Consider the following 22,998-nt stretch of genomic DNA (forward strand, 5'->3'; position numbering starts at 1 on the left):
CCGGATCGCTCCGGGGCTTTGGGAAAAAGGAACAACTGTTGAAACTCAGAGGGACGGGCTACCCGCCTCGATGGTCGCCTCATTGATCGCGCGGACTTCGGCTTCGTCGACCTTTTCGATTTTCCGGTCGTACGTATACAAGCCGTTGTGCTCGCCTTCGACATCCGTAATCTGCGTGTAGACCGAACCGGAGACTCCGATACCGGGGCCCTTGTCACGAAGCACAGCAGTGTTTGCCACATAGCCGGCGTTCAATGCGGCGTTGTCCTTCACCTCGCCGTACGGATTGATCGGTGTGTTCGGCCACACGTGACCCGGTACGCCGAGCGTCAAGCCGCCATGCTCGCCATCCATGGATGCACGGGTCGCATCTGGCGCCGGCAGGCCGGGACCCTGATAATCATGGATGTCGTAAACGTCACCCGCATGCGGGTCGCCCTTGGTGTCGCAGCAATTTGCGCCGCTGCGCGCATTGACCAGGCGCGAAGGATCGAGCTGCTTGATCTGCGTCGCGAGTTCACCAGCGGCGGGGATGCTCCACTGGCCCCAGCCTTCGTTGAACGGGATCCAGCCGATGATCGAGGTCTCACCCTTCAGCTGTTCGACGATGGCGGTGACATCGGTCTTGAAGCCGGCCTTGGCGGCATCGCTCAGCTTTTCATTGTGGCCGTTGGGCAGGGCGGGCATGTCCTGCCACACCATCAGGCCGATGTGATCGGCCCAGTAGTACCAGCGCGCCGGCTCGACCTTGATGTGCTTGCGGATGGCGTTGAAGCCGAGGTCCTTCGTCTTCTGGATGTCGAACTTCAGTGCCGCGTCGGTCGGAGCGGTATGGATGCCGTCGGGCCAGTAGCCCTGGTCGAGCGTGGCGAGCAGGAAGGTCGGTTTACCGTTCAAGACGATCCGGTTGAGCCCGCCGACCTTTGCGAGGCCGATGGTGCGCAGGCCCGCGTAGCTGGTGACATCGTCGTGCTGGTCGCCCTTGGCGAGCGTCGCCTTGAACGTGTACAGGAACGGGTCCTTCGGGCTCCATAGGCGCGGATGGGCGATCCCCAGATGAAGCGGAGCATTGGCGGGTCCGGTCGCTTCGCCGACGGGCTTGCCGTCTGCGTAGGCCGTGACATGCAGGGTGGCATCGGTCGTGTCACCCTGAAGCTTCGGGGTCACCGTAAAGGCGTCCAGGCTGGGGGCCGGGGTGAAGGTCAGCTGTGCGAGGCTGGTCGCACCGACGGGTTCGATCCACACGGACTGCCAGATGCCCGAGGCCGGGGTATAGAAAATGCCTTCGGGCTTGAGGCGCTGCTTGCCGACCATTACGTCTTCGCCGTCGACGGGCGCGTGTACCGTGACGACGATTTCCTGAGGGCCTTTGGCCTTCAGCGCCGAGGTGATGTCCGCAGCGAACGAGGTATAGCCGCCCGTGTGCTTCGCGACCTGCGTGCCGTTGACATAGACGACGGCGTCCTGCGCGACCGCTCCGAAGTTCAGCATGACGTGTTGACCATGGGCGGTGAAGTCGGCGGGGACATCGACCGTGCGGCGGTATGTCATGAAGTCGGCATGTTTCTGCACGCCCGAGAGCACGGACTCGACCGGGTAGGGCACGAGCACCTTGTCCTTCAGTGCCTGGCCGAAGGTCGGCTTCGTCTCGGTGTCGCTCGCCGCGTACTGCCAAAGCCCGTTGAGACTCAGCCACTGCGGGTGTTCCAGCGAGGGGCGCGCGAGCTGCGGGCGCGGGTATTCCGGCAGCGCGTTGGTGGGCGACACCTTGCCCGTCCAGGGCGTGGCCAGCGGAGCGGCTTTACCGCTCCAGGTCGAGGCCTTGTCCGTGGATGCCGCCATGGCGACCGGAGCGAAGGCGGCAGCCATCCCAATGGCGAGGCAGGCGTGCCGCAGGTGGGTCGTACGCATCATTGAGGATCCTTTTTTGCGGCCGACATGGAGGGCGGCGCGTCGTTCGGGTCGGTGCCCCAGGTCTTGCTGGGTGCGGGACCCATCGTGAGCACCAGTGTGGCGCCCTCGGCGATATCGGAATGACTGAACCACGGTTTGGTCCACGGCTTCCCGTTGAGCGTGGCGGACTGAATGTACGGATTACGGTCCGAGTTGTTCCGGGCAACGATCTCAAAAACCTTGCCGTTGCCAAGACGCAGGCGGACACGGTCGAAGATCGGGCTACCGATGATGTAATCGGGCGTCGCCGGGTCGACGGGATAGAAACCCATCGCACTCAGGGCGTACCACGACGACGTCGATCCCTGATCGTCCATCCCCGGGTAGCCGTAGCCCGAGGCGTCGCTGCCGTACAGATCGGCGAGAATGCGACGTACCAGCGCCTGCGTCTTCCACGGCTGACCACTCCACGCATACAGATACGGCGCCTGCTGGTCCGGCTGATTACCCTGCACGTATTGCCCGATCACTCCGGTGCAGTCACGGCAGATGCCTTTGGGCTGGTAAGGTGTGGAGAAGAACGTATCCAGCTTGGCGTTGAACGCGTCTCGGCCGCCCAGCAGGTTCATCAGTCCCTGCACGTCATGCGGCACGAGCCACAGCGTCGACCAGCCCGAACCTTCCTTCATCATGAAGTTGTAGTAAGGCTCGGCGGGATCGAACGGCGAGATCCATTTGCCGTCGTCGGTGCGCCCGCGGAAGAAACCTGTCGACGGATCGAACACGTTTCGATAGTTCACGGAACGGCGCTCAAAGAGGTCGGCATCGTCTTTCTTACCCAGGCGTCGTGCCACGTCGGCCAGCGCATGGTCGTCCCACGCATATTCCAGCGTGGTGGCCACGCCGGCCTTCCCGCCGGCGTAGGGCGGACTCGGGTTGCCGGCAGGGACGATGTCGGAGATCCAGCCGTTCTTGTCGTATTCCGCGAGATAACCACGCGGGCCCCTGGGATCCGTGGCGTTCTTGCGTAACGCGTCGTAGGCGGCTGCATAATCGAACGGAATATCGCGCTGCATGGCACCGTCGTACAGGAACACGGCATGGTCGCCGTGGAACGAGGTGTTCATGTAACCGCGTTCGTGCGCGCGATCCAGCTCCGAGCGCATGATGTCCTGGACGACGCCAGGCTCGAGCAGCATCAGCAGCGTGATCTGGTTCCGGCCGGTGTCCCAGAAGGGCACCGGTCCGTAATGATCGTATGCCGCCACCTGATCCTTGCCCGCGGCGTCCGTGTAGTGCTCACCCTTGCGGGCGATCATGCGCGGGCTGGCGAACGAGTGGTAGAGCGTCGAATAGAACAGTGTGCGCTGCTTCGGGGTGCCGCCACTCACTTCCACGCGATCGAACAGCTTTGCCCAGGCCGCGCGTGCGCTGGCGTGTACGCGGTCGAAGTCCGTATCGCTGTCCTGCGCATGCAGCCGCTGATCCGCTTCTTCGGCGCTGTGTCCGTGAGCGATGCGTACGACCACCTGATCGCCCGCCTTCGTGTCGAAGGTGACATAGCCACCCGCGTAGCTACCCGACACGTTGCGTCGTCCGGCGTGTACATCTTCGCCACCCAGGCCTTCGCCCTTATCGCTCAGGTTCGCGTGAAACGTGCCGAAGCTGGCGAAAGGCCGGGAGAACTCCGCGACAAAATAGGGACCATCCGCGTCATGGTCGCGACGTCCCGCGGTGGCGACACCGCGAATCGTGTGGTCGTTGACCACTTCCACGTCGCCGCCGTCCCGGCGCAGGTTGATCACCACGTTCGAACGGTGGCTTTCCGGGAAGGTGAAACGCATCAGGCTGGTCCACTGCGACGCCGTCAGCTCCACCTTCGTGTGGAATGTGGCGAGATCGACGGCGTAGTAGCCGGGCGACGCTTTCTCGGTGGCTTTGTCGTAGTACGAGGTGGCGTAGTCGGGCGGTACGGTCCAGTCGCCGACGACCGGCATGACCATGGGTGCGCCACGTGCGCCATAGGTCGATCCGCCGCCGGTGAAACCCACCATGGCGGGACGTCGGTAGTCATAGGCGACGGGCACGCCCGTGGGGAAGCTGAGGTCGGCGTTGATGTTGACCGGCGCCGCTTCGGTCGCGCTTTGCGGCAGGCTGGCGCCGGGCGTGGTCATGCCGGTGTAAAGCGGCTCACCCGGGGGCGGGGCATTCCCGATCAGTTCCTTCCGATCCAGCGAAGCGGTGCCGACCAGCGGGTTCGCCAGATCGAGCGACGATCCGGGCGGCGTGGCGGCTGTCTTCTCTCTGGCTTGCCCGTCGCCGATGGCGCCGAACAGCAGCAGCGACAGCGCGACGGCGAGAGCACGGCCAGGAAGGCGTGCCTTATGTGAATTCATGGTGTTTTTCCTTCGACGGAGTGGGGAGGCATCCGTTGAAACGGAAACGGGGTCAGGCGATGCGCCTGACCCCGTCTGTTTTTACTCAGGTACCGTCGCCGAACTTGTACGTCACACCGACGTAGTACTGGCGGCCGGCGTACTCGAGCGAGACCAGGCGTGCCCGGGTGTCGCCACCGAGGTACTGGTGAGGCGTCGCCTTGTTCAGGTTGATCACCGAGGCGGTCACCATGACGTGCTTGTTGAACTCGTAGTCGCCATTCAGATCGATCTGGTGGTACGGCTGCGAGTAGATCGGGAGACCTGACGCCAGACCCTGCATGGTACGGCCCGTCCAGTTGTCGCTGGCGCGTAGCAGCAGGCCGTTCTTTTCGTAGAACACCGAAACGTTGGCGGCGTACTTGGCGCTGCCGATCAGCTCGGCCTTGCCCACCGCGGTGTCGCCCAGGGTCACGGCCGTTTCGTTCGTCTTGTTGAGCGTGTAGTTGCCGATGTAGCCGAAGCCCGACTCCCAGGTGTGCTGGGTGTAGAGCTCGATACCCTTCGACGTACCCGAACGGCCGTTGGCGTTGGTGCTGTACTGCAGGAAGTTCTCTTCCGTGCCGCCGACGTTCACCGTGAGGTTGTTCACGGTCACGGGCACGACGAAGTTCTTCACCTTCTTCTGGAACAGATCCAGGCCGAGCACCGAATGCTCGGCGTAGTACCACTCGCCGGCCAGGTCGAACTGCGTCGCCGTGAACGGCTTCAGATCGGCGTTGGCGCCGCTGCCGTACCAGCCGGGCAGGGGAGCACCGAACTGCTTGCGGTCGTTGTAGTACTCCTGGGTGTTGTTGGTCAGGCTGCCCAGCTGCGCCAGATCGGTGTAGTTGGCACGGGCGAGTGCCTGCGAGCCGGCCGCGCGAACCAGGAAGTCGTCCGTCACGTTCCACGCGATGTTGAAGCTCGGCAACAGCTTGTTGTAACGCTTGGACGTCGTGGCGTTGGTGTAGTTCTGGATGACCGCGACTTCACGGGGCAGGTACTGGAAGTCACCTGCCGCGCAGGCGCCGCCGCCGGCATTCACACCCGATGCCGGGCAGATAAGGATGTTGCCCGCCGGATCGTGGTAGTACACCGCGTTGTTGGTTGTGATCTGATCCGCGACTGTCAGGTCCTGCTTGGTGCTGACGAAACGCAGGCCGACGTTGCCGCGAATCGTACCCGTGTCGAAGTTGGCCTGGACGTACGCCGCGGCGATCTTCTCCTGGATCGACGACTTGTTCTCGGGATGGTTGTAGAGCACCCGGTCGTACGTGGAGTTGAGGTAGTTGTAGTACGCCGGGAAGTTGATCGCCGGGAATGTATTGTCGTTGTAGACCTCGCTGCTGCCGTCCAGGCTGTTGGCCTGCAGGAAGCCCGCGGGCAGCTGGCCGGCGTTCGGGTCGCAGGTCTGGAACTGCGACTCGGTGCCCTTGCAGTACCAGCGCACCTCGTTGCTCTGCTGCTCGGCCTTGTTGTCACGGTATTTCACGCCGAACTGCAGCGACTGCATCCAGCTGTCGTCGAACGCCCAGGTGAAGTCCGCCTGTGCGAAGTTCTGCGATGTCGTGGTGTTGACCATGTTGGAACCGGTCGAGCCCAGGTCGACCTGGCCGGCGCCGTTCTGCATGGCCTGCAGTACACCCGGAGCCGCGGTGAGGGTCGGCTTGCCGTCCAGGGTCCATGCGGCACCGTTGCTGCCGTCGACCCACGCGCCGTTGACGAAGTTACGCGGCTTGGCGGCCATGCCCAGTTCGACCGACGGTCCGCCCTTGGCCCACGTGCGGCCGACGTTGAAGGTACCGCTGAGCGCGCCGCCGTTGTCCCACTCGCCTTCGAGGTTGAGGGTCTGCGAGGTGGCTTTCTCGACGGAGTAGTTGCCGGTGACCCACGGGATTTCCGTGGAGCACACGTCGACGGCCTGGCGTACCGCACCCGTGCTCGGGTTGACCGTGGCGTTACAGCCCGTGCCAGCGGGTGGCAGCACGTAGTTGGCACCCGTCACGACGGTGTGCGACGGATCGAAAGACAAGCCGTTGTTCGCGAGTAGGCGGCCCTGCTGGTCGGCGTAGTTGCTGTTGCCCGGCAGGCCCCATTCGGGCACTTCCAGCGTGTTGGTGATCTGGGTCTGCTCGCGCTGAAAACGGAAGTAGTTACCCGTCAGCAGGAAATGATCGCTCGGCTTGAATTGCATGGTCGCCTGGGCGCCCTTGGTCTTCAGGTCAAGCTGGTTCCGGCTGGTCGAGAACTGCTGCGGCATCCAGTAACCGTTATAGGTATTGCCACCCTGATCGACGACGCCACCGCCGGACCAGAGGTCGATATTGGGTGCGACGTCGCCGCCGTACGGCTTGCCGTGTATATCCGTCGGTGGCGCGGTACAGGTGGCGTGGTCGGTGCAGTCATCGCCCCACCAGTGCCAGCTGTTGGCGTTGGCGGTGTAGTTGATGTCACGACGCTTCTGTTCGGAACCGGCGACGAGGAAGCCAAAAGTCTCGTCTTTGTTCTTCCAGGACCAGAGCGCGGAAACCTGAGGCTTGATCTTGCTGCTGTTGTCCGAGCCGGCCATGTTCGCGGAGACGAAGCCGTCGTTAGCCTTCATTTCCAGCGGACGGCGGGTGCGCAGGTCGACGTTGCCGCCGATGCCGCCTTCGTCGAGGCGCGCCTCGAGGCTCTTGTAGAGCTTGATGTCGGAGAACATGTTCGCCGGCATCAGGGTGTAGTTGAACGAGCGCGTCAGACCGGCGGAAGTATCGGCCGAGGCCACGTAGTTGCCGTTCAGTTCGGTGAGGGTCAGTTCGGGCGCGAGGCCGCGGATACTGACCGTCTTGCCTTCGCCGGACTCGCGGCTGATGACGACGCCAGGGACGTGGGCGAGCGCGTCGGCGATATTCTTGGCCGGAAACTGCGCGATGTTCTGCGCGTTGATCACTTCGACGATGGAGTTGGCTTCGCGCTTGTCCTGGACGTTCTGGTCGATGGACTGGGCATACGTCGTGACCACGACGGCGTCGAGGTTAGTCGTGCTGTCGTCCTTGGCCTTGTCGGTTTTTCGGGTCTTTTCGTCCTGTTTCGCTTTGGCACCATCGGTGGTCTGCGCCGTGGCGTCGGAGCTCGTCGCGACGGGTGCGGCGGCCTGCGCGAAGGCGGTCGCCGGAACGGCGAGCAGGCCCGCGAAGGACAGGGTGGCTACGGCGAGTGCAGCGCAGAGCGGCTTGCGCTTGAGCATGTGTGGCAGATAAGTCATTGCGATTACTTCCCTCAGTAATATGCGCGCACGTTGAGACGGCGCGTTGATCCCCGTTTCATCACTGCAGATACCCGGTCTAGTTCTGCACACGGCCTCCTGCTGGAACCAGTTACATCGATCCAAAATTCCACGCCCGACAAGCCCCCGCTTGTCGGTGATGGTCTCTCTGCGGTTTTCTATGGGTTAAAGCGGATGCCCGCCTGCGCAACCACCGTTTTCCAACACGGGGTCGTAGGAGCGCGCCTGCGCGAGACCCGTGTAACGGTCAGCATCCCTCACCGTGGGAAACAGGCAGCACTCCTCGCGCAGGCTCGTTTCACGGCGATACGATCGTTTCGTGCGTTCATGCGACAGCTTCCCAAATCCCCACCCAAGGCCCGACAGGAAGCAGCGTTGTGGGAAGCCACGCGTTATGCGTCATCCCCAGACTGTCCCCACCCCACGATCCAGGTCGTCCACGTCATCGCTTGAGCGACGTGACGTGGATCACACACTTAGATCGATCTAAATCCCCTGTGGAGAATTAAGCCGTTATTGCGCGTTTGTGTCACGCTGCGCTGCAAAAACTCGGGCTCGAAAATGGACGAGGGGTCAGCCGGTTTCCCGCACACCGGTAATCAACCCGTCGGTCGCCCAGGCACGAAGCAGCGATCCCGCCGCCGAGGCGACGTCTTTCTCACGCGCCGTCGAGGACAGCCACTCGCAGACTTCGCCAAACGTTGCGCCCGCTACCACGAGGTCGAGGCACGCGTGTTCCGCACGCGTCATAGAAACGAAACGTGGCGTCAGCTCATGCCGCCAGACGCGGACGCCGTGACCGTTATCGGTCGCGCTGTCGGATGGACGTGTATGTATTCCCTGGCCGGTCGCGATGCCGGCCCAGAGAGCGGGAGCGTTCGTGTGCAGCTGTCGGTACATGAGGGTAGGAACGAACGAGAACTGGACGCCATCCCAATCCCTCACGTGCAGTTCCTCGAGCGCTAGGCCTGAAGCGTTTCTTCCTGAAAATGCGGTGCGAAGCGCCCATTCGAGCCACGCCAGTTCACTCAGTTCGAGCCTTTCCGGGAAGGCTCGCGCGAGATAGTCCGGAAAGTCGCTGCCGTAATGATCCAGCGACCAGGACGTTGAACCATGTGCTTCGATATAGGCCCCGGCGTGCACGTGGAAGACGTCGTCGCCCAGCCACGCCGCGCATTTCTCGTAGGTATCGCGCAACGCGGCCAGCAGCTGACCGCGAACGTTGTTTGCATACACGCGCTGGCCCGCCGCCGACAGCTCGGGCACCGGGCGTCCGGTCATGACCGCCGTGAGCAGGCGGCGCTGGAGGTCGCCCAGACTCATGGCGTCGTGACGATCGCCGGTCGTCGCGCCCGGTCGAGTTCCGACAGCAACTCGGGCAATGGCGGAATGTGGTCATCACGCTCAATCATGACGGCGACCTCGCCGAGGCGCGGGACGAATCGCCGGTACAAATCCCATACGGTCTCGGGCACCGGGGCGTCGTGCGTGTCGACGAGCATGTCCACGCCCTGGCTGTGACCTGCCAGATGGATCTGGCGCACACGGTCCAGGGGTAAGCGCTCGATCCATGCTTCGGTATCGAGTCCATGATTGGTCGCGCTGACGACGATGTTGTTGACGTCGAGAAGAAGAAAGCATCCCGTGCGTTCGCACAGTGCCTTCAGGAAGCCCGGTTCATCCATGGTGTTGTCGGAAAACGACAGATAGGTCGACGGGTTCTCGAGCACGAGTGCGCGTCCGAGGGCGTCCTGCGCATCGAGCACGTTTCTGGCGAGGACATCGAGCGCTTCGACCGTATAGGGAAGAGGGAGCAGGTCGTGGGAGTTGATGCCGCCGACACCGGTCCAGGAAACGTGATCGGATAGCCACAGGGGCTCTATGGTGTCGGCCAGCGCGCGCAGGCGTCTGAGATAGTCGAGGTCGACACCGTCGTCCGAGCCCAGATTCATGGATACGCCGTGCAAAGCGACTTCGTAGCGGTCACGGATGCGCGCAAGCGTATCCAGGGGCCGGCCGCCTTCGACCATGAAGTTTTCCGAGATGACTTCGACGAAATCCACCGGCTGCTGACGCGCGAGGAATTCGGCGTAGTGAGGTACGCGAAGCCCGAGCCCGTAACCCTGAAACGGTGGAGGTATGGTCGGTTGCATCGACAGTCCTTCAAGGTGGCCCGGCCGTGTATATCGGCCGGGCCCGACGATCAGGCCGCGGGCGGCGTGGTGCTGCCGTTCTGTGCCTTGCACTCCTGCACGGAGACGGCCTTGAAGCCCTGGCCCTTGCATTCGTTCTGCCCCTTGCACTGGTGATTGCCCGACTTGCAATCGGACGTCCCCTTGCAGCTGTTGATGCCATAACAGTGAACGGTCTTGCCGGCTGCCTGTTCGGCGGCCTGTGCCGGTGCGCTGATGGCGGCGGCGGAGACGGCGAAGAGGGCGGCAGCCGCGGCGATGCTGTGGGTGGCGGTATTCATGGCGTTCTCCAGAAGGTGTGCCGGAAGTGGCATTGATTGATTCGTTGCCGGTGGCTATTCGGTTACAGCTGCCCGCACTATCTTTTCGCGTTCAGCGAATGCCGAATGCATGATCGAGCGACACGCGTCCGCCTCCGCGTGCGATCAGGTACAGCAGGATGGCCGCCCAGGACAGATGGGTAGGCCATGCGTCGGGATACACGAAGATCTCGATGATGGTCGTCATGCCGAGGAGAACGGTGGCGGAGAGGCGCGTCATGATGCCCAGCACCAGGAGTACGGGTACAAAGGTTTCGACATAGGCGGACATGTGCGCCGCGATTTCCGGCGGCACCAGCGGAAGCTTGTATTCCGTGCGGAACAGTTCGTACGTGCTCTCCGTGATGGTCAGAAAACCTTCGACCTTCGTGCGTCCGGACTGGAAGAAGATCGCGGCGATGGAGACGCGGGCTACCAAGGCCAGGAAGCTGTGGCCGATGTGGGATTCGACGGCTCCGGCGATCGCGTTCCACCGTGCGCGCACGGAATTGCCGGAGAAAGAGCGTGGTTCGTTCATGGGAATCGGATCCTTCAGGGTGAGGCGAAGGCACCCGCCTCGACGAGGAGGGGGACGAGCAGGTCGATGCGGGTGCCGGGATGAGCATCGTTGGTTGTACGGATCGCATCGGCCAGCGACAGACCGGCCTCACACGCATGCACGAGAGACAACACGGCGGGACTGGCTGGCGTGACGCGTACTTCGTGATTGCGCCGGGTAACCAGTACAGTCTCCGGCTCCCACACGAGATCGCCATGGACGGCCTCACCGGCCCGGCTGGGTGACCAGATGGAAAAGGCAGGCAGGTCGGAGGCGAACGTGCGCGTCGCCGGATGGACCGTGAGATGCCATGACGCCATGGCGGCGGGATCCGCCTGTCGCCAGGATGCTACGTCGAGGTGCGATGCGTCGGGCGCGATGTAGCTCTCCGTCCACAAGCGGTCGAGGCGTGCGACATCGGGTAAATAGGGCAGTTCGAAGGCGGGTGCGAACCTCGCGAGGAAGTCGGCGAAGCGTTCGCCGTAGGCCACGAGTCGCGCGTCGCGCGGCGGATCTTCGCCGACGAAGATGGCTGCCGCCGACCGGAACCAGTCGCGCCCCACGAGACACGATACCGCAGGGTAGTTGGCTTCGAGGGCATCGATGCACCCACGCATTACCGTGTTGCGATACACGGCGAACGCAGGATGGTCGGAGAACGCCGTGCGGCTGCCATCCGCCCCTAGAGCCTCCGCGAACGCTTGCTGGAAAGACGCGGACGTCATGGCGTCCGTCCGTGCGCATTGGCAAGAATCGCCTGAGCGATATCGCGCTCGGCCAGCAGCGTCGGGAACGATGGAACGTTGCCATCGCGCTCTATCAGGGTCGGCACCGGACCTGTCTTTTGCAGTGTGTAGCTGTAGAGGTCCCACACCTCGGTGGCGACCGGTGCATCGTGCGAATCGATCAGGAGGCCTTCGATTCCCTCGTCGAATGCGTGTCCGGCCAGATGAATCTCGGTGACGAACGAAAGAGGGAAGGCATCGATGTAGTCGTGGGCATCGGCGGCAAGATTTCGGGCGCTGACGTGGACGTTGTTCATATCCAGCAACAGACCGCATCCCGTGCGTCTGGCAAGCTCGGCCAGAAATGCCGTCTCGCTCCACTCGTGCCCGTCGATCGGGAGGTAATGGGATGGGTTTTCAAGCGAGATGCGCCGCCCGAGTGCCGTCTGCGTCCGGTCGACGTGCTCGACGATTCTCGACAGGGCCTCGTGCGTCCGGGGGAAGGGAAGCAGGTCGGGAAGATAGTTCCCGTCCCACGATGACCACGCGAGGTGCTCCGATACCAGAACGGGCTGCGTTCGCTCGATGAGGGTCCTCAGTCGCCGCAGCCACACGGGATCGGGCGGGGTCTCCCCGGCCAGTGACAGGGAGACCCCGTGCAGCGACAGCGGGAACCGCGACGCGAGCGCATCCAGCAGGGCCAGTCGCGGCCCACCATCCACCGCGTAGTTTTCCGGATGGATCTCGAGCCAAAGGGCCGGCGACGCACAAGCGAAGACGTCGTCGGCGTGCTGGGGCTTGAAACCGATACCCGCGGTGGGTGCGAGGGTCATGGCGAGCTCAACCGACCTTGGTCAGGGAGCCGTTGCCCTTGGGGGTCTTGATGGCGGTACACGTGCCGGCCGGGACGTTCTTCCACGCGTTCTTCTGATAATCCGCCTTCGCGGTACCAGCGCAGGTCGTACCGGGGCCGGCGGCACAGTCGTTCTGGCCGGCCTTGGCGACACCCCAGCATTTTTCGACGGCGGGTTTGGCGGCGTCGGCGTGAGCGACACCGGCGGTCAGGGCGGCGAAGGTCAGGGCGAGGGAAGCGATGTGGCGATGGTTCATGGCGGTCTCCTTGGATCCGGACACGGCGTCCGGTACAGGAGAATTCGCTCGAAAGGGCCCGCTGGTTACACCCGGACATCGCGAGGTGTAACCGGATGGGGCGCGGACGCGAATAGTGACTATGAACTCCCGTTACCTCCAGCGTTACACTCCGAGATGCCCGTGTTCGGGTGACCACAGGCGGGACGATGTCCGATAATGACGCCACCACCTCCGCCGAGGTCGAACTGCGCTGGTGTTTCCTGCAAGGGCTGAGCGGTGATGCCGCGCAGTACCGCCTTTTCCTCGGCAGGCTGTCGTCGCACTTGCGTGCATACCTGCGTCGCCGACTGCCGAAGGCTCCGGCCGATGTTGAGGACGTACTGCAGGAGGCCCTGCTGGCCATTCATAACGCACGGCACACCTATCAGGACGATCAGTCACTGACGGCCTGGGTCTATGCCATTACCCGGTACAAGCTGATGGATTTCTTTCGCGCGCACGCGCGACGAGAGGCATTGCACGAGCCCCTCTGGGAAGACGATAACCTCTTCGGTACTGTCGACCTGGAGCCGGCTGAAGCAAGGCGCGATCTCGGCGAGTTACTGGTCACCCTGCCTGAGCGCCATCGCCTCCCGATCGAACTGGTCAAGCTTCAGGGCTTGTCCGTGGCCGAAGCCGCGTCTCGCAGCGGATTGTCCGAATCGGCGGTCAAAGTCGGCATACACCGCGGCCTCAAGGCCCTCGCCACGCGCATTCGAGGCCTGACATGAAGACCGACGATCTGATCTCCCTGCTGGCAAGCCAGACGACACCGGTCGATCGGCGTGTCCCGCCCTGGCGCTTCGCGGTAGCCATCCTCATCGGATTGTCGTCGGCCACGGTGTTGATGGCGGTCTTTCTGGGTATCCGTCCGGATCTCGGCGAGGTGGTCTCCATGCCGGTCTTCTGGTTCCGGCTCGGATTCGCGGTGGCCCTCGGCGGCGGTGCCCTGCTCGTGACGCTCCGGCTGTCGCGTCCGGGCGTGTCGGTGGGTGCGGGATGGACCGCCATCCTGATACCGGCCGTGATCGCCTGGATCGCCGCAGGCATCGTGCTCGCCGGCGCGGACGTCGATGCCCGCGTGCCGTTGTTGCTCGGTCATACCTGGAAGGTGTGCTCGATCATCATCGCCGTCCTGTCCATACCGCCGTTTGCCGCGATGTTGTGGGCTGTGCGCGGTATGGCGCCCGTGCGGCTGCGCCTGGCGGGAGCCGCTGCGGGATTGCTGGCCGGTGCGACCTCCGCCGTTGCCTACTGCCTGCATTGTCCGGAAATGGCGCCGCCGTTCTGGTCGGTCTGGTATTTGCTTGGGATGTTGGTGCCCTCGGTGGTGGGTGCGTTGCTGGGGCCGCGGGTTTTGCGTTGGTAGAGCGAGAGATCTGCGCCTGCGCCTGCCGTCGTGTTCAGGGCAGTCTCTCCATCAGGGAAGCTGTAGTGTGAGCGCATGTGAGGTCTCGACATACGGGGGAGGTGCAGCGAGACCCTCTCCCATTCGCGCGGTCGATCGGTTCTAATGCCGGCTGGACGGGAAGGAGCGCACTCATGGCCGAGGTACAGCACGCCTACCGCTACGCGGGCGCGTCGGCGCTCGACGATCGTAGCGGCCCGCATCTCGCGTTAGTTACCAGCGCGACGGGTGCCCTGCCGACGTCTCACTTCTTCGAAGGCCGCGTCCATCAGCCAAGGCTGGTGGCCGACGCGCTGACGGCGGTGCACCTGATCGTCGGATCGCGCTTCTTTACGCCACCCAACATGTTGGCAAAGCGCATCGCGCTGGCTGACCCGGTCGTTACCTCCGGCGGAGGCGTACTCCGCTTCGAGGGCTTCTCTGCCTGCTGCAGCGCTTATATACGCGTCGACCTGGGGCCAGAAGGGTATGCCGGTGAGGTGACCGGCAAAGGCACCACCAACGTGGATTTCAATGCACCGATGCGCGCCGCCCTTGCCCGCGTTCGCGATGACCACGGGCTGGGGCTTTCGGTAGGCTCCGGCGAACTGACCCTGGCGACCTCCAACGGTTCCGTAACCGAACGGAAGGTGGCCCTGCCAGAGCGCTGGGTACGCGGCATGCTGGAGGTACAAGCGTTCCAGGCGGGAATGACGCCCCGTCTCGAGGCCGGTTCCGTAGAGTCCCTGCGTTTTCTCCGGGCGCTTCCGCGCGCGTCGACGGCCCGTACGCCACTGTGGATAGCCCGTGGGGCGGCGGGCCTGATCACGACCACGCGCGCGGTCGAGGGCGGCGTGCGCGTGACGGACAGTACCCGGCTACGGGTACTGGAACCGTTGCTGCCGGGCGTCCGCCACCTCCGCGTCTATGCCGACCTGTCAAATCAGGCCAGCGCCTGGGTGCTGGATTTCGATGGCATGAGGGTCAGTCTGGTGCTGAGCGCCGAGACATGGCGAGGCTTCTCCGGCGAGGGCCAGTCGTTGTACGCGCTGATGCGCCTCGGCAACGCTGGGAACCACTCGGTGCTCGACCGCGTGCGCGCCCAGCTCAACTGGCAACACCTGTTGCGTGTCGACGATCTGGCTCTCTCCACGGGACTGCCCGGTGAGCGCGTAGCGGATGCCTTGCACGCCCTGGGTGCTTCCGGCCTCGTCGGTTATGACGTCGCAGAGCAAGGCTATTTCCATCGCGTCCTGCCCTTTGACCTGTCGGGCATCGAAGACGCCCACCCGCGCCTTGCCGCTGCCAGGGAGCTGCTGGAACACGCTGCCGTACATCTCGACGATGGCCCCGTGTTCGCCGCCACTGTAGACAGCGACGGCGGGGCGCACCGCGTTCGCGCCGTGGATGCCGAGATACGCTGCACGTGCCCCTGGTTCGCACGGCACGGCGCGGAACGCGGCCCGTGTAAACACGTGCTAGCGGCGCGCAGCGCCTGGGAAGCCCGCGCATGAGCGAAGCCGTCCCTGAAGCACTTGAGCATGCGATGTCGCAAGGTGACACAGCGGCAGTGATCGCAGCGCTGCGTGACATACCACAGGAAAATCGTCCGGGCCTCGCAAAGGCGCTACGCGCAACGCTGCGCGTCCTGGCGAAGCAAGACGACCCGCACCTCCCGTGGGAAATGAAACAGCCGCTGCGTGACCGCGAACGTGCCACGCAAGCCGCGCTGTTTGTGTGCGGAACCGCAAAGGATGTCGCGGATCACCGTATTCGCATCGAAGATGCCGCTCCGCTGGCCCGTGAATTTGCGCCGCCCTGCCTGGAAGGCCTCGGTGATGCGCTGATGAGCGGGCCGTGGCCCTCGCTGCACTACATCAATCCGTTTATCGAACACGGGTTGATGCAGCGGCCTGACAGCGACTCGCACACGCTGCTGATGATGGATCTGCCGACATACGCGATCTACCAGAAGAAAGCGTCGCTCGAAGCGTATGTAGCAGCCGACCCGACGCTGCATCCGGTGATCCTCCGCGTCATGGAGATCGAGGGAACATCGGACGCCAGCCTCGCTGCGATCGATAAATACCGCCAGGACGCCTGGCTTGGCTTCTTCCATTCGCCGTGGTCGCAAGCGCAGTTCGGTCGCCATGTATTGCTGGATAAGGCGCTGGATGCCCTGGCACAGGACTGGCCGCAGTTCCGTTCAGGGTGGTTCTCCCGGTTCCATGAGCGCATGGCGCCTACGCTTGATGAACTCCACGCCCGGTTGCCCCGCTATCTGGCGCTCTGCCGCAGCCGTATCCCACCGACGGTTGGTATGGCCTTGAAGGTCATCGACGCGGTCGATGCGAATCACCCCCTCGCCACCACCGATCTGCTCGATGCGCTTGCACCCGCGATGCACGCTGCGGCCAAAGGCCACGCGCTGTTGGCGATGAAAATGATCGAGCGACGCCTTCGCAGTGAGCCGCATGCCGCAAACGCGGCCGCGCGGCTGTTGGCTGATGCGCTGGGCCACTCGGATGCCGCAGTGCAGGCGAAAGCGATCAAACTGCTTGGCAACCTCGCACTGGACGACAGCCTGCGCGACACGCTCAACGACTATCTGGCCGCCGTCGCTGCGTCAAACCGGGTAGCGCTGGCCGCCCTGGCGGGCGCGCGGCCGGAAACGCCGCACGCCACGTTGGACGTGTCGCTGAGCACTCCGCTCCTGCCCGGGCCCTGCGATCCCTCGCGCGAAGTGCCGAGCATCGACGATGTCGACACGCTGGCAGAGCGCATTGCCTATGTGTTCGAAAACGGCACCGACATCGATGCCTTCGAAGCCGTGGTAACCGCGCTTACGCGGATGGCCCCGCTCGACGCTCGCACGCGCGAACGCCTCGCCCCGGCTGCGAAGCGACTCAAGCGGCTGCGCAAGCCACTGACCCAGGCGCTTGGCCAGATCGTGGCGGTGTTGCTCGATGTCACTGTGCTGCCTTACGAGCGGCAGGTCGATGCATACGGCGAACACCCAGGTATCGATATCGACATTCTCGACCGCGTGATGGATACGGTCGCGACCGCGCAACACGGTGCCGGGCTTGAGCCCTTGGATGCCGCAACCCACCAGGGTGGCTTTATCGATCCACATCGTCTGGCCATGCGCATCGCTGCCCATGCGGCAGCGGGAGTATTGCCCGCGCGGCGTGCCGGTATTCGCGCCCTGATGCGGCTGGCCCCACCCACCGGGTCGAAACCAGACCTGCGCGCGCTGCCGGATTCGCCACTGCTGCGCGCCTTCCGCTACGCGCTCGGCGACACGCTGGACGGCGGCGAGCTCGACATGCCCTTGATGGTGGCGGCATCGCGTGCCCGTCACCCTGGCAACGACGACCCGATACTGCTCGCCGCGCTGGGCGATCTGGGCCCGGATACCACCCGCGCGCCGGTTTTCAGGTGGCATGTTGATACGCGGACATCGGCGTCAGGTGAATACGTCCACCGCCGGATCATCGTCGATGACGGCTTCGTGCCGGAGGGCGCAGACCGCTTGCTCATAGCGTTGCATGGGCATCAGCCGGCAACGTTTGTACCGCGCTATGCGTCGCAGCATTTCAATTACGCAGGGACCGACGAAGCGCTGATCCGCTTCTGGGCGACGCTGGCGCCCGGCTGTCTGCACACTTTTTTCGCCGCCGGTTGCAGGCTGCTGGGTAACAATCTGGACTGGTCGGAAGCGCAATGGCAGAACCGCGCCTACCTTGCGCCTCTACTTGAACCCACCGTCACACCGGGCCCACCAGGAACATTGCTGATCGCCCTCGCGCTGGCCGGTAAAGAGCCGGGACAACTGGCGCTGGCTATCGATGCACTCGCGCAGACGGTGCTCGATGCCCGGATCGATATCAATGCACTGGGGGTGGACATGGCTTTGCTATTGGCGGGCGAGCATGTCCGTGCCTCACGCTATGCTAAAGCGCTGGCTACTGCAGCACGAATTGCACCCGGTATGCCTCCCGTGATCATCCGGCTGCTTGAAGCGCTGGTCGCGGCCCGGGCAGACGATCCACCGCGCGACACAGCCCTGCTGCTGTCGCTGCTGCACGAGCTGCTGCTGGAAACCGGTATGGAGCCTGGCGAGAACCTACGCGCGGTGCTGCCCGTGCTCAAGGTAACCGGCCGCAGCGCCGCGCTCAGGAAAGCACTGCTGACTTTACGAAGTGCCGCCTTTGTCGCTGCGCCAGTGTCCGGGCCTCTCAATTTCTGCCGTAGACCCTGATGCATGAGCCCTGCTTGGCGCGTCTTCATCGCTTGCATGGCGGCGTTGGCCTCCATGCCACTGCTCTGGCTGGCGACCTTCTTCGCCATGTCATCTCTGTTTCGTTGTCCGCCACAGCAACAGCATTGTGATCTGCCGAGTATGGCGGCGTTCGGATTAGCGTGCATCGTTGCGCCGTGCCTGGGTCCGATCGTAGGATGGCTGACCTGGCGTCGACTGGCTCGCAGAGCTGCGTAGCGAATGTTCGTCGGCCTGCGCGCAGCGGGTACCACTGGGTCCAGGCCGTTCCGCTTTCAGATTGACGATCGCAACCGCTCATAATGGGCAAAAGCTGCCACTTTTAGATGGCCGTTTTACAATAGTCCACGCAGCGACGCCGACGCGCGTACTGGCGCCACAACCACCGCGATAAGGGCAGCCTCAATTGAGTGAACCACAGGCATTTACGTCTCGCGAGGCCGTCGACAAGCTGCTCGACGAGGCCCGGGCTCTGGACAATTTGGATTGTGCCATGGCTCTGTACGAGCGCGCGCTGGCGCTGGACCCAGAGCGCGCCTCGACGCACTACAATATCGGCCTCGTGCACAAGTACCGCGGCGCATGGGTGGAATCGCTTTACCATAACCGACGCGCTTCAGATCTTCGGCCTGATGACGAGGCGGCGAACTGGAACATGGGCATCGCTGCGACGGCCCTGCGTGACTGGACTGCTGCACGCGAAGCCTGGCATCGCGTCGGTTTGCGCATTCCCGAGGGTGACGGGCCAATCCAGGGAAACTTTGGCATCGCGCCTGTGCGCCTGAATCCTGATGACAACGGCGAGGTCGTGTGGGGAACGCGCATAGACCCGGTACGCGTCGTCATCCGCAACATTCCTTACCCAAAATCTGGCTTCAGGGCTGGCGATGTCGTTCTGCACGATGGCGCACCCGTCGGCGAACGTCAGTCCAAGGGTCGGACCTACTCGGTCTTCAACGTCCTGGAGCTGTTTGAGCCTTCCGCTAACAGCACCTATGAGGCCGAGGTGCACACGGATGACGCCGCTGATCTCGAAGCCTTGACTACGGCGCTAGACATGGCGCAGGTCGATCATGAGGTCTGGACTTCCAACGTTCGGATCTTGTGCCGACAGTGCAGCGAAGGGGTGCCGCATGAACACGCAACTGACGACGTCACGCCGCCACCTTGGCCAGACATTCATGTCATCGGGATCAGCACAACAGAACCCGCTGCCGCGCGAAAGTTGCTTATGCAGTGGAGTTCTGGCCGCGGTGGGTTGCTGAGTCGACGCGTCGGATCGGGCGACAAAAACCGCCTGCTGCGGTTCGAGTGCGCGTTGGCGGGCATAGCTTTTCGTTAATTCCGCCCTGCACTACACCACGAGCAGCGGAGCCATCGACGGCTCTATGCGAGGATACCGGGCGGTATCATATGGTCAGCATTCACCAAGAAAACAAGCGTGCCCCATGCATCCGACTATGAACAACACGAAGTGGAAAGAGCTTCGAGCCGCTATGTTGGAGCTGGAAAAGCCAGGTCCTGCGTGGCGCGTCAGAATGGTGGGGTCCGGCTACGAGTCCGACTGGGACTCGGAATGGTTCTACCATTTCATGGATGGCAGCTATGAGGACATCGAGTGGGTCGAGGTCAGGCCTGCGAACGATGAACAGGCCTCGAGGTTGCTCGCTGCTTTGCGAGCTATCCATCTGCCCGGCATCAAGACCGACGTGGGCTTCAAAGTCTTCGGGCACCTTCCCGAAACGATGGCATGTGAGTACCTGTAACTGCTTGGCATGTCGCTGTCCGGTCGCATCCGGTCGATTACGAGCGTCTGCTTCCAGCGGAACCGCGTGCTCCGATGAAGTGTGAATGCCTGGGCAAATCGAACGCTAAACCATCGTCCTGGCTGTCGCCGATCTCGGGTATCTCGCGGAGACCGTAAGGGGAACGGGCGAATGCTCCGGTTGCGTCGCGGTTCCACCCGACCTAGTGTATGGGCTGCAGGACAGGGGCTCTCCCATTCTCCGAAGCGGCAGGCTCCATGAGCCCAATCGCTTGACTCTGGACCTGGATAAAGGGTCTAGACTTATCCCATGACCAGCCAAAGCTCCCTCACCATCGGCCGCATCGCGCAGAGCGCGGGCGTCGCCATCGACACCATTCGGTTCTACGAGCGGGAAGGCCTCCTTCCCGAGCCGAAGCGCCGCCCCTCGGGTTACCGTGAATACGACCAGGGTGCGGTGTCCCGCCTGCGCTTCATCCGTCGAGCGAAGGACCTTGGCTTCACCCTCGAGGAAATCCGCGAACTGCTGGCCCTCTCGGCCGACCGCCACGGCGGTGTCGTGGGCGTCCGCGAACGCGCCGCAGCGCGCCTTCAGGCCATCGACGAGCGCATCGCCGAACTCCAGCGTGTCCGCGATGGCCTCTCTGAACTGGTCGAGGCGTGCCCGGGACACGGTGCGCCTGAAGACTGTCCCATCCTCAAGGCGCTGGCGGAGCCGAACGCATGAGTTCCTGCTGCGCGCACCACGCGGCCGCCGAGCCGGCGACCGCGATCGATCCCGTGTGCGGCATGACGGTAGATCCTGCAAAGACCGCACACCACGCGACGCATGACGGCCAGGAGTATCACTTCTGCTGCGGCCGCTGCCGCGAACGATTCGCCGCCGACCCGATGGCCTTCCTCGGCCCGAAGGCCCCGGCGGCACCTGCGCCCGCCGGGACGATCTACACCTGTCCCATGCACCCGGACGTGCGGCAGGAAGGCCCGGGCTCATGCCCGAAGTGCGGCATGGCGCTCGAGCCGGCGATGCCGAGCCTGGATGACGACGACGGTGAGGTGCGCTCGATGGGCCGTCGGCTGGCGCTGCTTGTCGCCTTGACGGTGCCCGTGTTCCTGATCGCCATGATTCCGCATCTTGCGGGGCAGGCATGGCATCAGCCGTGGGCGGCGATCCTCGGCTGGGTCGAGGCGATCCTGGCGACGGTCGTGGTGCTGTGGGGCGGCGCGCCGTTTTTCGTCCGTGGCTGGCGGTCGCTCAAGCCGTGGTCGCCGAACATGTATACGTTGATCGCCCTGGGTACGGGCGTCGCCTGGCTTTACAGCACGATCGCTTTTCTTCTCCCCGGCAAGTTTCCCCCGGCCATGCGCGACATGCATGGGCAGGTCGCGGTCTATTTCGAATCCGCGGCCGTGATCGTGACACTGGTGACGCTGGGTGACCTCCTCGAGTTGGGCGCCCGTCGGCGCACCGGTGAAGCGCTGCGAGGTTTATTGGGTCTCGTGCCGAAGACGGCACGTCGCGTCGGCAGCGATGGCCACGAAGAGGATGTCGCGATAGATGCCCTGCGCGTCGGTGACACGCTTCGCGTGCGTCCGGGCGAGAAAGTACCGGTCGACGGCACCGTGCTGGATGGCGAGAGCCACGTCGATGAAGCCATGCTTACGGGCGAGGCGATGCCCGTGGCCAAGCATGCGCATGACCGGCTGACCGGCGGCACGCAGAACCAGCACGGCGCGCTGACGATGCGAGTCGATCATGTCGGTACGGACACGGTGTTGTCTCGCATCGTGGCGATGGTCGCCGAAGCGCAACGCTCACGCGCGCCGTTGCAGCGCGTCGCGGACAAGGTGGCGGCGTGGTTCGTCCCGCTGGTCGTCGTCGCCGCGATCCTGGCGTTCGCGGCCTGGTGGTGGGTGGGTCCGCAGCCGGCGTTGACGCATGCACTGGTGGCGGCCGTCTCGGTTCTCATCATCGCGTGTCCCTGCGCCCTCGGCCTTGCGACGCCGATGTCGATCATGGTGGCGAGCGGTCGTGGTGCCCAGGCGGGCGTGCTGTTTCGCGATGCCGGAGCGATCGAACGGCTGCGGGATATCGACACACTGGTCTTCGACAAGACCGGCACGCTGACCGAAGGCAAGCCGACGCTGGCCGATGTGCGTACGTTCGGGGTCGATCGTGCCACCGCACTGGCAATGGCCGCTGCCGTCGAGCGTCCCAGCGAGCATCCGCTGGCGGCGGCTATCGTCGCGGCGGCGGAAGGGGAGGGCGTAACCATCGCCGCCGTGTCGGGATTCCAGGTCTACGTCGGGCGCGGCGTGAGCGGTCGCGTCGAGGGCCGCGATGTAGCCGTCGGCAACGGCCGGCTGATGGAAAACGAGCGTGTCGAGCTCGGTGCCGCGCATGACGTGGCTTCGAAAGCACGTGCAAGGGGTGCCACCGCGATGTACCTCGCGATCGACGGACGACTGGCGGCGGTTTTTTCCTTCTCGGACGCGGTCAAGCCGTCGACGAAGCCGGCGCTCGAGGCCTTGCATGAGGCCGGCGTCAAGCTGGTGATGCTGACGGGCGATAACGCGGCCACCGCGAAAGCGGTAGCAGCCTCGTTGCCGATCGATGACGTACACGCTGGCGCATCGCCGGAAGACAAGGCGCGCATCGTGGCGTCGCTGAAGGCAAGCGGTGCCGTCGTGGCCATGGCGGGTGACGGTGTGAACGATGCACCGGCGCTGGCGGTGGCCGATATCGGTATAGGCATGGGCAATGGCAGCGATATCGCCATCGAGAACGCTTCGGTCACGCTGCTGAAGGGCGACCTCGCCGGCATCGCCCGTGCTCGCGCTCTGTCGGATGCGACCGTGAAAAACATCCGGCAGAACCTGTTCTTCGCGTTCGTCTACAACGCGGTAGGTGTGCCGGTGGCGGCGGGCGTGTTGTACCCGGTGTTCGGACTGACGCTGTCACCGATGATCGCCGCACTGGCGATGAGCCTGAGCTCGGTGTCGGTGGTAGCGAACGCACTACGCCTGCGCCACAGCACTTTGTAGGAGCGCGCCTTGCACGCGATGGGGCTGCAGCACAC

General features: G+C 63.9%; 18 protein-coding genes. 8 read left to right on the top strand and 10 right to left on the bottom strand.

Translation table 11 applies throughout. The annotated features are described in order from the left end of the window. Window positions 1-45: 45 nt before the first annotated feature. The 10 genes from FA85_RS17860 to FA85_RS17905 form a co-directional block, all read right to left on the bottom strand. Window positions 46-1,911 carry a glycoside hydrolase family 2 protein gene (locus tag FA85_RS17860; RefSeq protein ID WP_197056587.1) on the bottom strand — a complete coding sequence of 622 codons (1,866 nt, stop codon included), beginning with the start codon at window positions 1,909-1,911 and terminating at the stop codon, window positions 46-48. Beyond that, entirely contained in the window at window positions 1,911-4,289 is a 2,379-nt protein-coding gene (locus tag FA85_RS17865) for a GH92 family glycosyl hydrolase (RefSeq protein WP_051943753.1), read from the bottom strand. The genes FA85_RS17860 and FA85_RS17865 overlap by 1 nt, the downstream gene beginning before the upstream one ends. Before the next feature lie 85 nt (window positions 4,290-4,374). Beyond that, a complete protein-coding gene (locus FA85_RS17870) occupies window positions 4,375-7,557 on the bottom strand; it encodes a TonB-dependent receptor (RefSeq protein WP_036114262.1) in 3,183 nt (1,060 codons plus the stop codon). A gap of 594 nt (window positions 7,558-8,151) precedes the next feature. Next, window positions 8,152-8,901, bottom strand: a complete 750-nt coding sequence (locus FA85_RS21205) for an HvfC/BufC N-terminal domain-containing protein (protein ID WP_051943751.1) — start codon at window positions 8,899-8,901, stop codon at window positions 8,152-8,154. After that, window positions 8,898-9,731, bottom strand: a complete 834-nt coding sequence (bufB, locus tag FA85_RS17880; RefSeq protein WP_036114259.1) for an MNIO family bufferin maturase — start codon at window positions 9,729-9,731, stop codon at window positions 8,898-8,900. Before bufB (FA85_RS17880) ends, FA85_RS21205 begins: the two co-directional genes overlap by 4 nt. Window positions 9,732-9,781: 50 nt before the next feature. Further along, entirely contained in the window at window positions 9,782-10,051 is a 270-nt protein-coding gene (gene bufA2, locus FA85_RS17885; RefSeq protein WP_036117863.1) for a BufA2 family periplasmic bufferin-type metallophore, read from the bottom strand. 91 nt (window positions 10,052-10,142) lie between these two features. Further along, window positions 10,143-10,607 carry a DoxX family protein gene (locus FA85_RS17890; RefSeq protein WP_036114257.1) on the bottom strand — a complete coding sequence of 155 codons (465 nt, stop codon included), beginning with the start codon at window positions 10,605-10,607 and terminating at the stop codon, window positions 10,143-10,145. 14 nt (window positions 10,608-10,621) lie between these two features. After that, entirely contained in the window at window positions 10,622-11,353 is a 732-nt protein-coding gene (locus tag FA85_RS17895; protein ID WP_036114253.1) for an HvfC/BufC N-terminal domain-containing protein, read from the bottom strand. After that, the gene (gene bufB / locus FA85_RS17900; RefSeq protein ID WP_036114249.1) at window positions 11,350-12,186 is read right to left on the bottom strand and encodes an MNIO family bufferin maturase; all 837 of its coding nucleotides are present in this window, start codon (window positions 12,184-12,186) and stop codon (window positions 11,350-11,352) included. The genes FA85_RS17895 and bufB (FA85_RS17900) overlap by 4 nt, the downstream gene beginning before the upstream one ends. A 7-nt stretch (window positions 12,187-12,193) precedes the next feature. Further along, entirely contained in the window at window positions 12,194-12,463 is a 270-nt protein-coding gene (locus FA85_RS17905; RefSeq protein ID WP_036114246.1) for a BufA1 family periplasmic bufferin-type metallophore, read from the bottom strand. Between the two features lie 188 nt (window positions 12,464-12,651). Between FA85_RS17905 and FA85_RS17910 the strand changes: the two genes are divergently transcribed. The 8 genes from FA85_RS17910 (at window position 12,652) to FA85_RS17950 (ending at window position 22,963) form a co-directional block, all read left to right on the top strand. Beyond that, a complete protein-coding gene (locus FA85_RS17910) occupies window positions 12,652-13,215 on the top strand; it encodes a sigma-70 family RNA polymerase sigma factor (RefSeq protein ID WP_036114244.1) in 564 nt (187 codons plus the stop codon). Then, window positions 13,212-13,853, top strand: coding sequence for an NrsF family protein (locus tag FA85_RS17915; protein WP_036114240.1), 642 nt, complete (start codon window positions 13,212-13,214; stop codon window positions 13,851-13,853). The genes FA85_RS17910 and FA85_RS17915 overlap by 4 nt, the downstream gene beginning before the upstream one ends. A gap of 173 nt (window positions 13,854-14,026) precedes the next feature. Then, entirely contained in the window at window positions 14,027-15,385 is a 1,359-nt protein-coding gene (locus FA85_RS17920) for an SWIM zinc finger family protein (RefSeq protein ID WP_036114236.1), read from the top strand. Next, window positions 15,382-18,135, top strand: coding sequence for a DUF6493 family protein (locus FA85_RS17930; protein ID WP_051943750.1), 2,754 nt, complete (start codon window positions 15,382-15,384; stop codon window positions 18,133-18,135). Before FA85_RS17920 ends, FA85_RS17930 begins: the two co-directional genes overlap by 4 nt. A 424-nt stretch (window positions 18,136-18,559) precedes the next feature. Further along, window positions 18,560-19,495 carry a tetratricopeptide repeat protein gene (locus FA85_RS17935; RefSeq protein WP_051943749.1) on the top strand — a complete coding sequence of 312 codons (936 nt, stop codon included), beginning with the start codon at window positions 18,560-18,562 and terminating at the stop codon, window positions 19,493-19,495. Window positions 19,496-19,613: 118 nt separating this feature from the next. Then, on the top strand, window positions 19,614-19,919 hold the full coding sequence (locus FA85_RS17940) for a DUF6678 family protein (RefSeq protein ID WP_036114229.1): 306 nt from the start codon (window positions 19,614-19,616) through the stop codon (window positions 19,917-19,919). Window positions 19,920-20,228: 309 nt separating this feature from the next. After that, window positions 20,229-20,645, top strand: a complete 417-nt coding sequence (locus FA85_RS17945; protein ID WP_036114224.1) for a heavy metal-responsive transcriptional regulator — start codon at window positions 20,229-20,231, stop codon at window positions 20,643-20,645. Then, window positions 20,642-22,963 carry a heavy metal translocating P-type ATPase gene (locus tag FA85_RS17950; protein WP_081907518.1) on the top strand — a complete coding sequence of 774 codons (2,322 nt, stop codon included), beginning with the start codon at window positions 20,642-20,644 and terminating at the stop codon, window positions 22,961-22,963. The genes FA85_RS17945 and FA85_RS17950 overlap by 4 nt, the downstream gene beginning before the upstream one ends. The last annotated feature ends 35 nt before the right edge of the window (window positions 22,964-22,998 follow it).

The organism is Luteibacter mycovicinus (assembly GCF_000745235.1).
Classification (GTDB): domain Bacteria; phylum Pseudomonadota; class Gammaproteobacteria; order Xanthomonadales; family Rhodanobacteraceae; genus Luteibacter; species Luteibacter mycovicinus.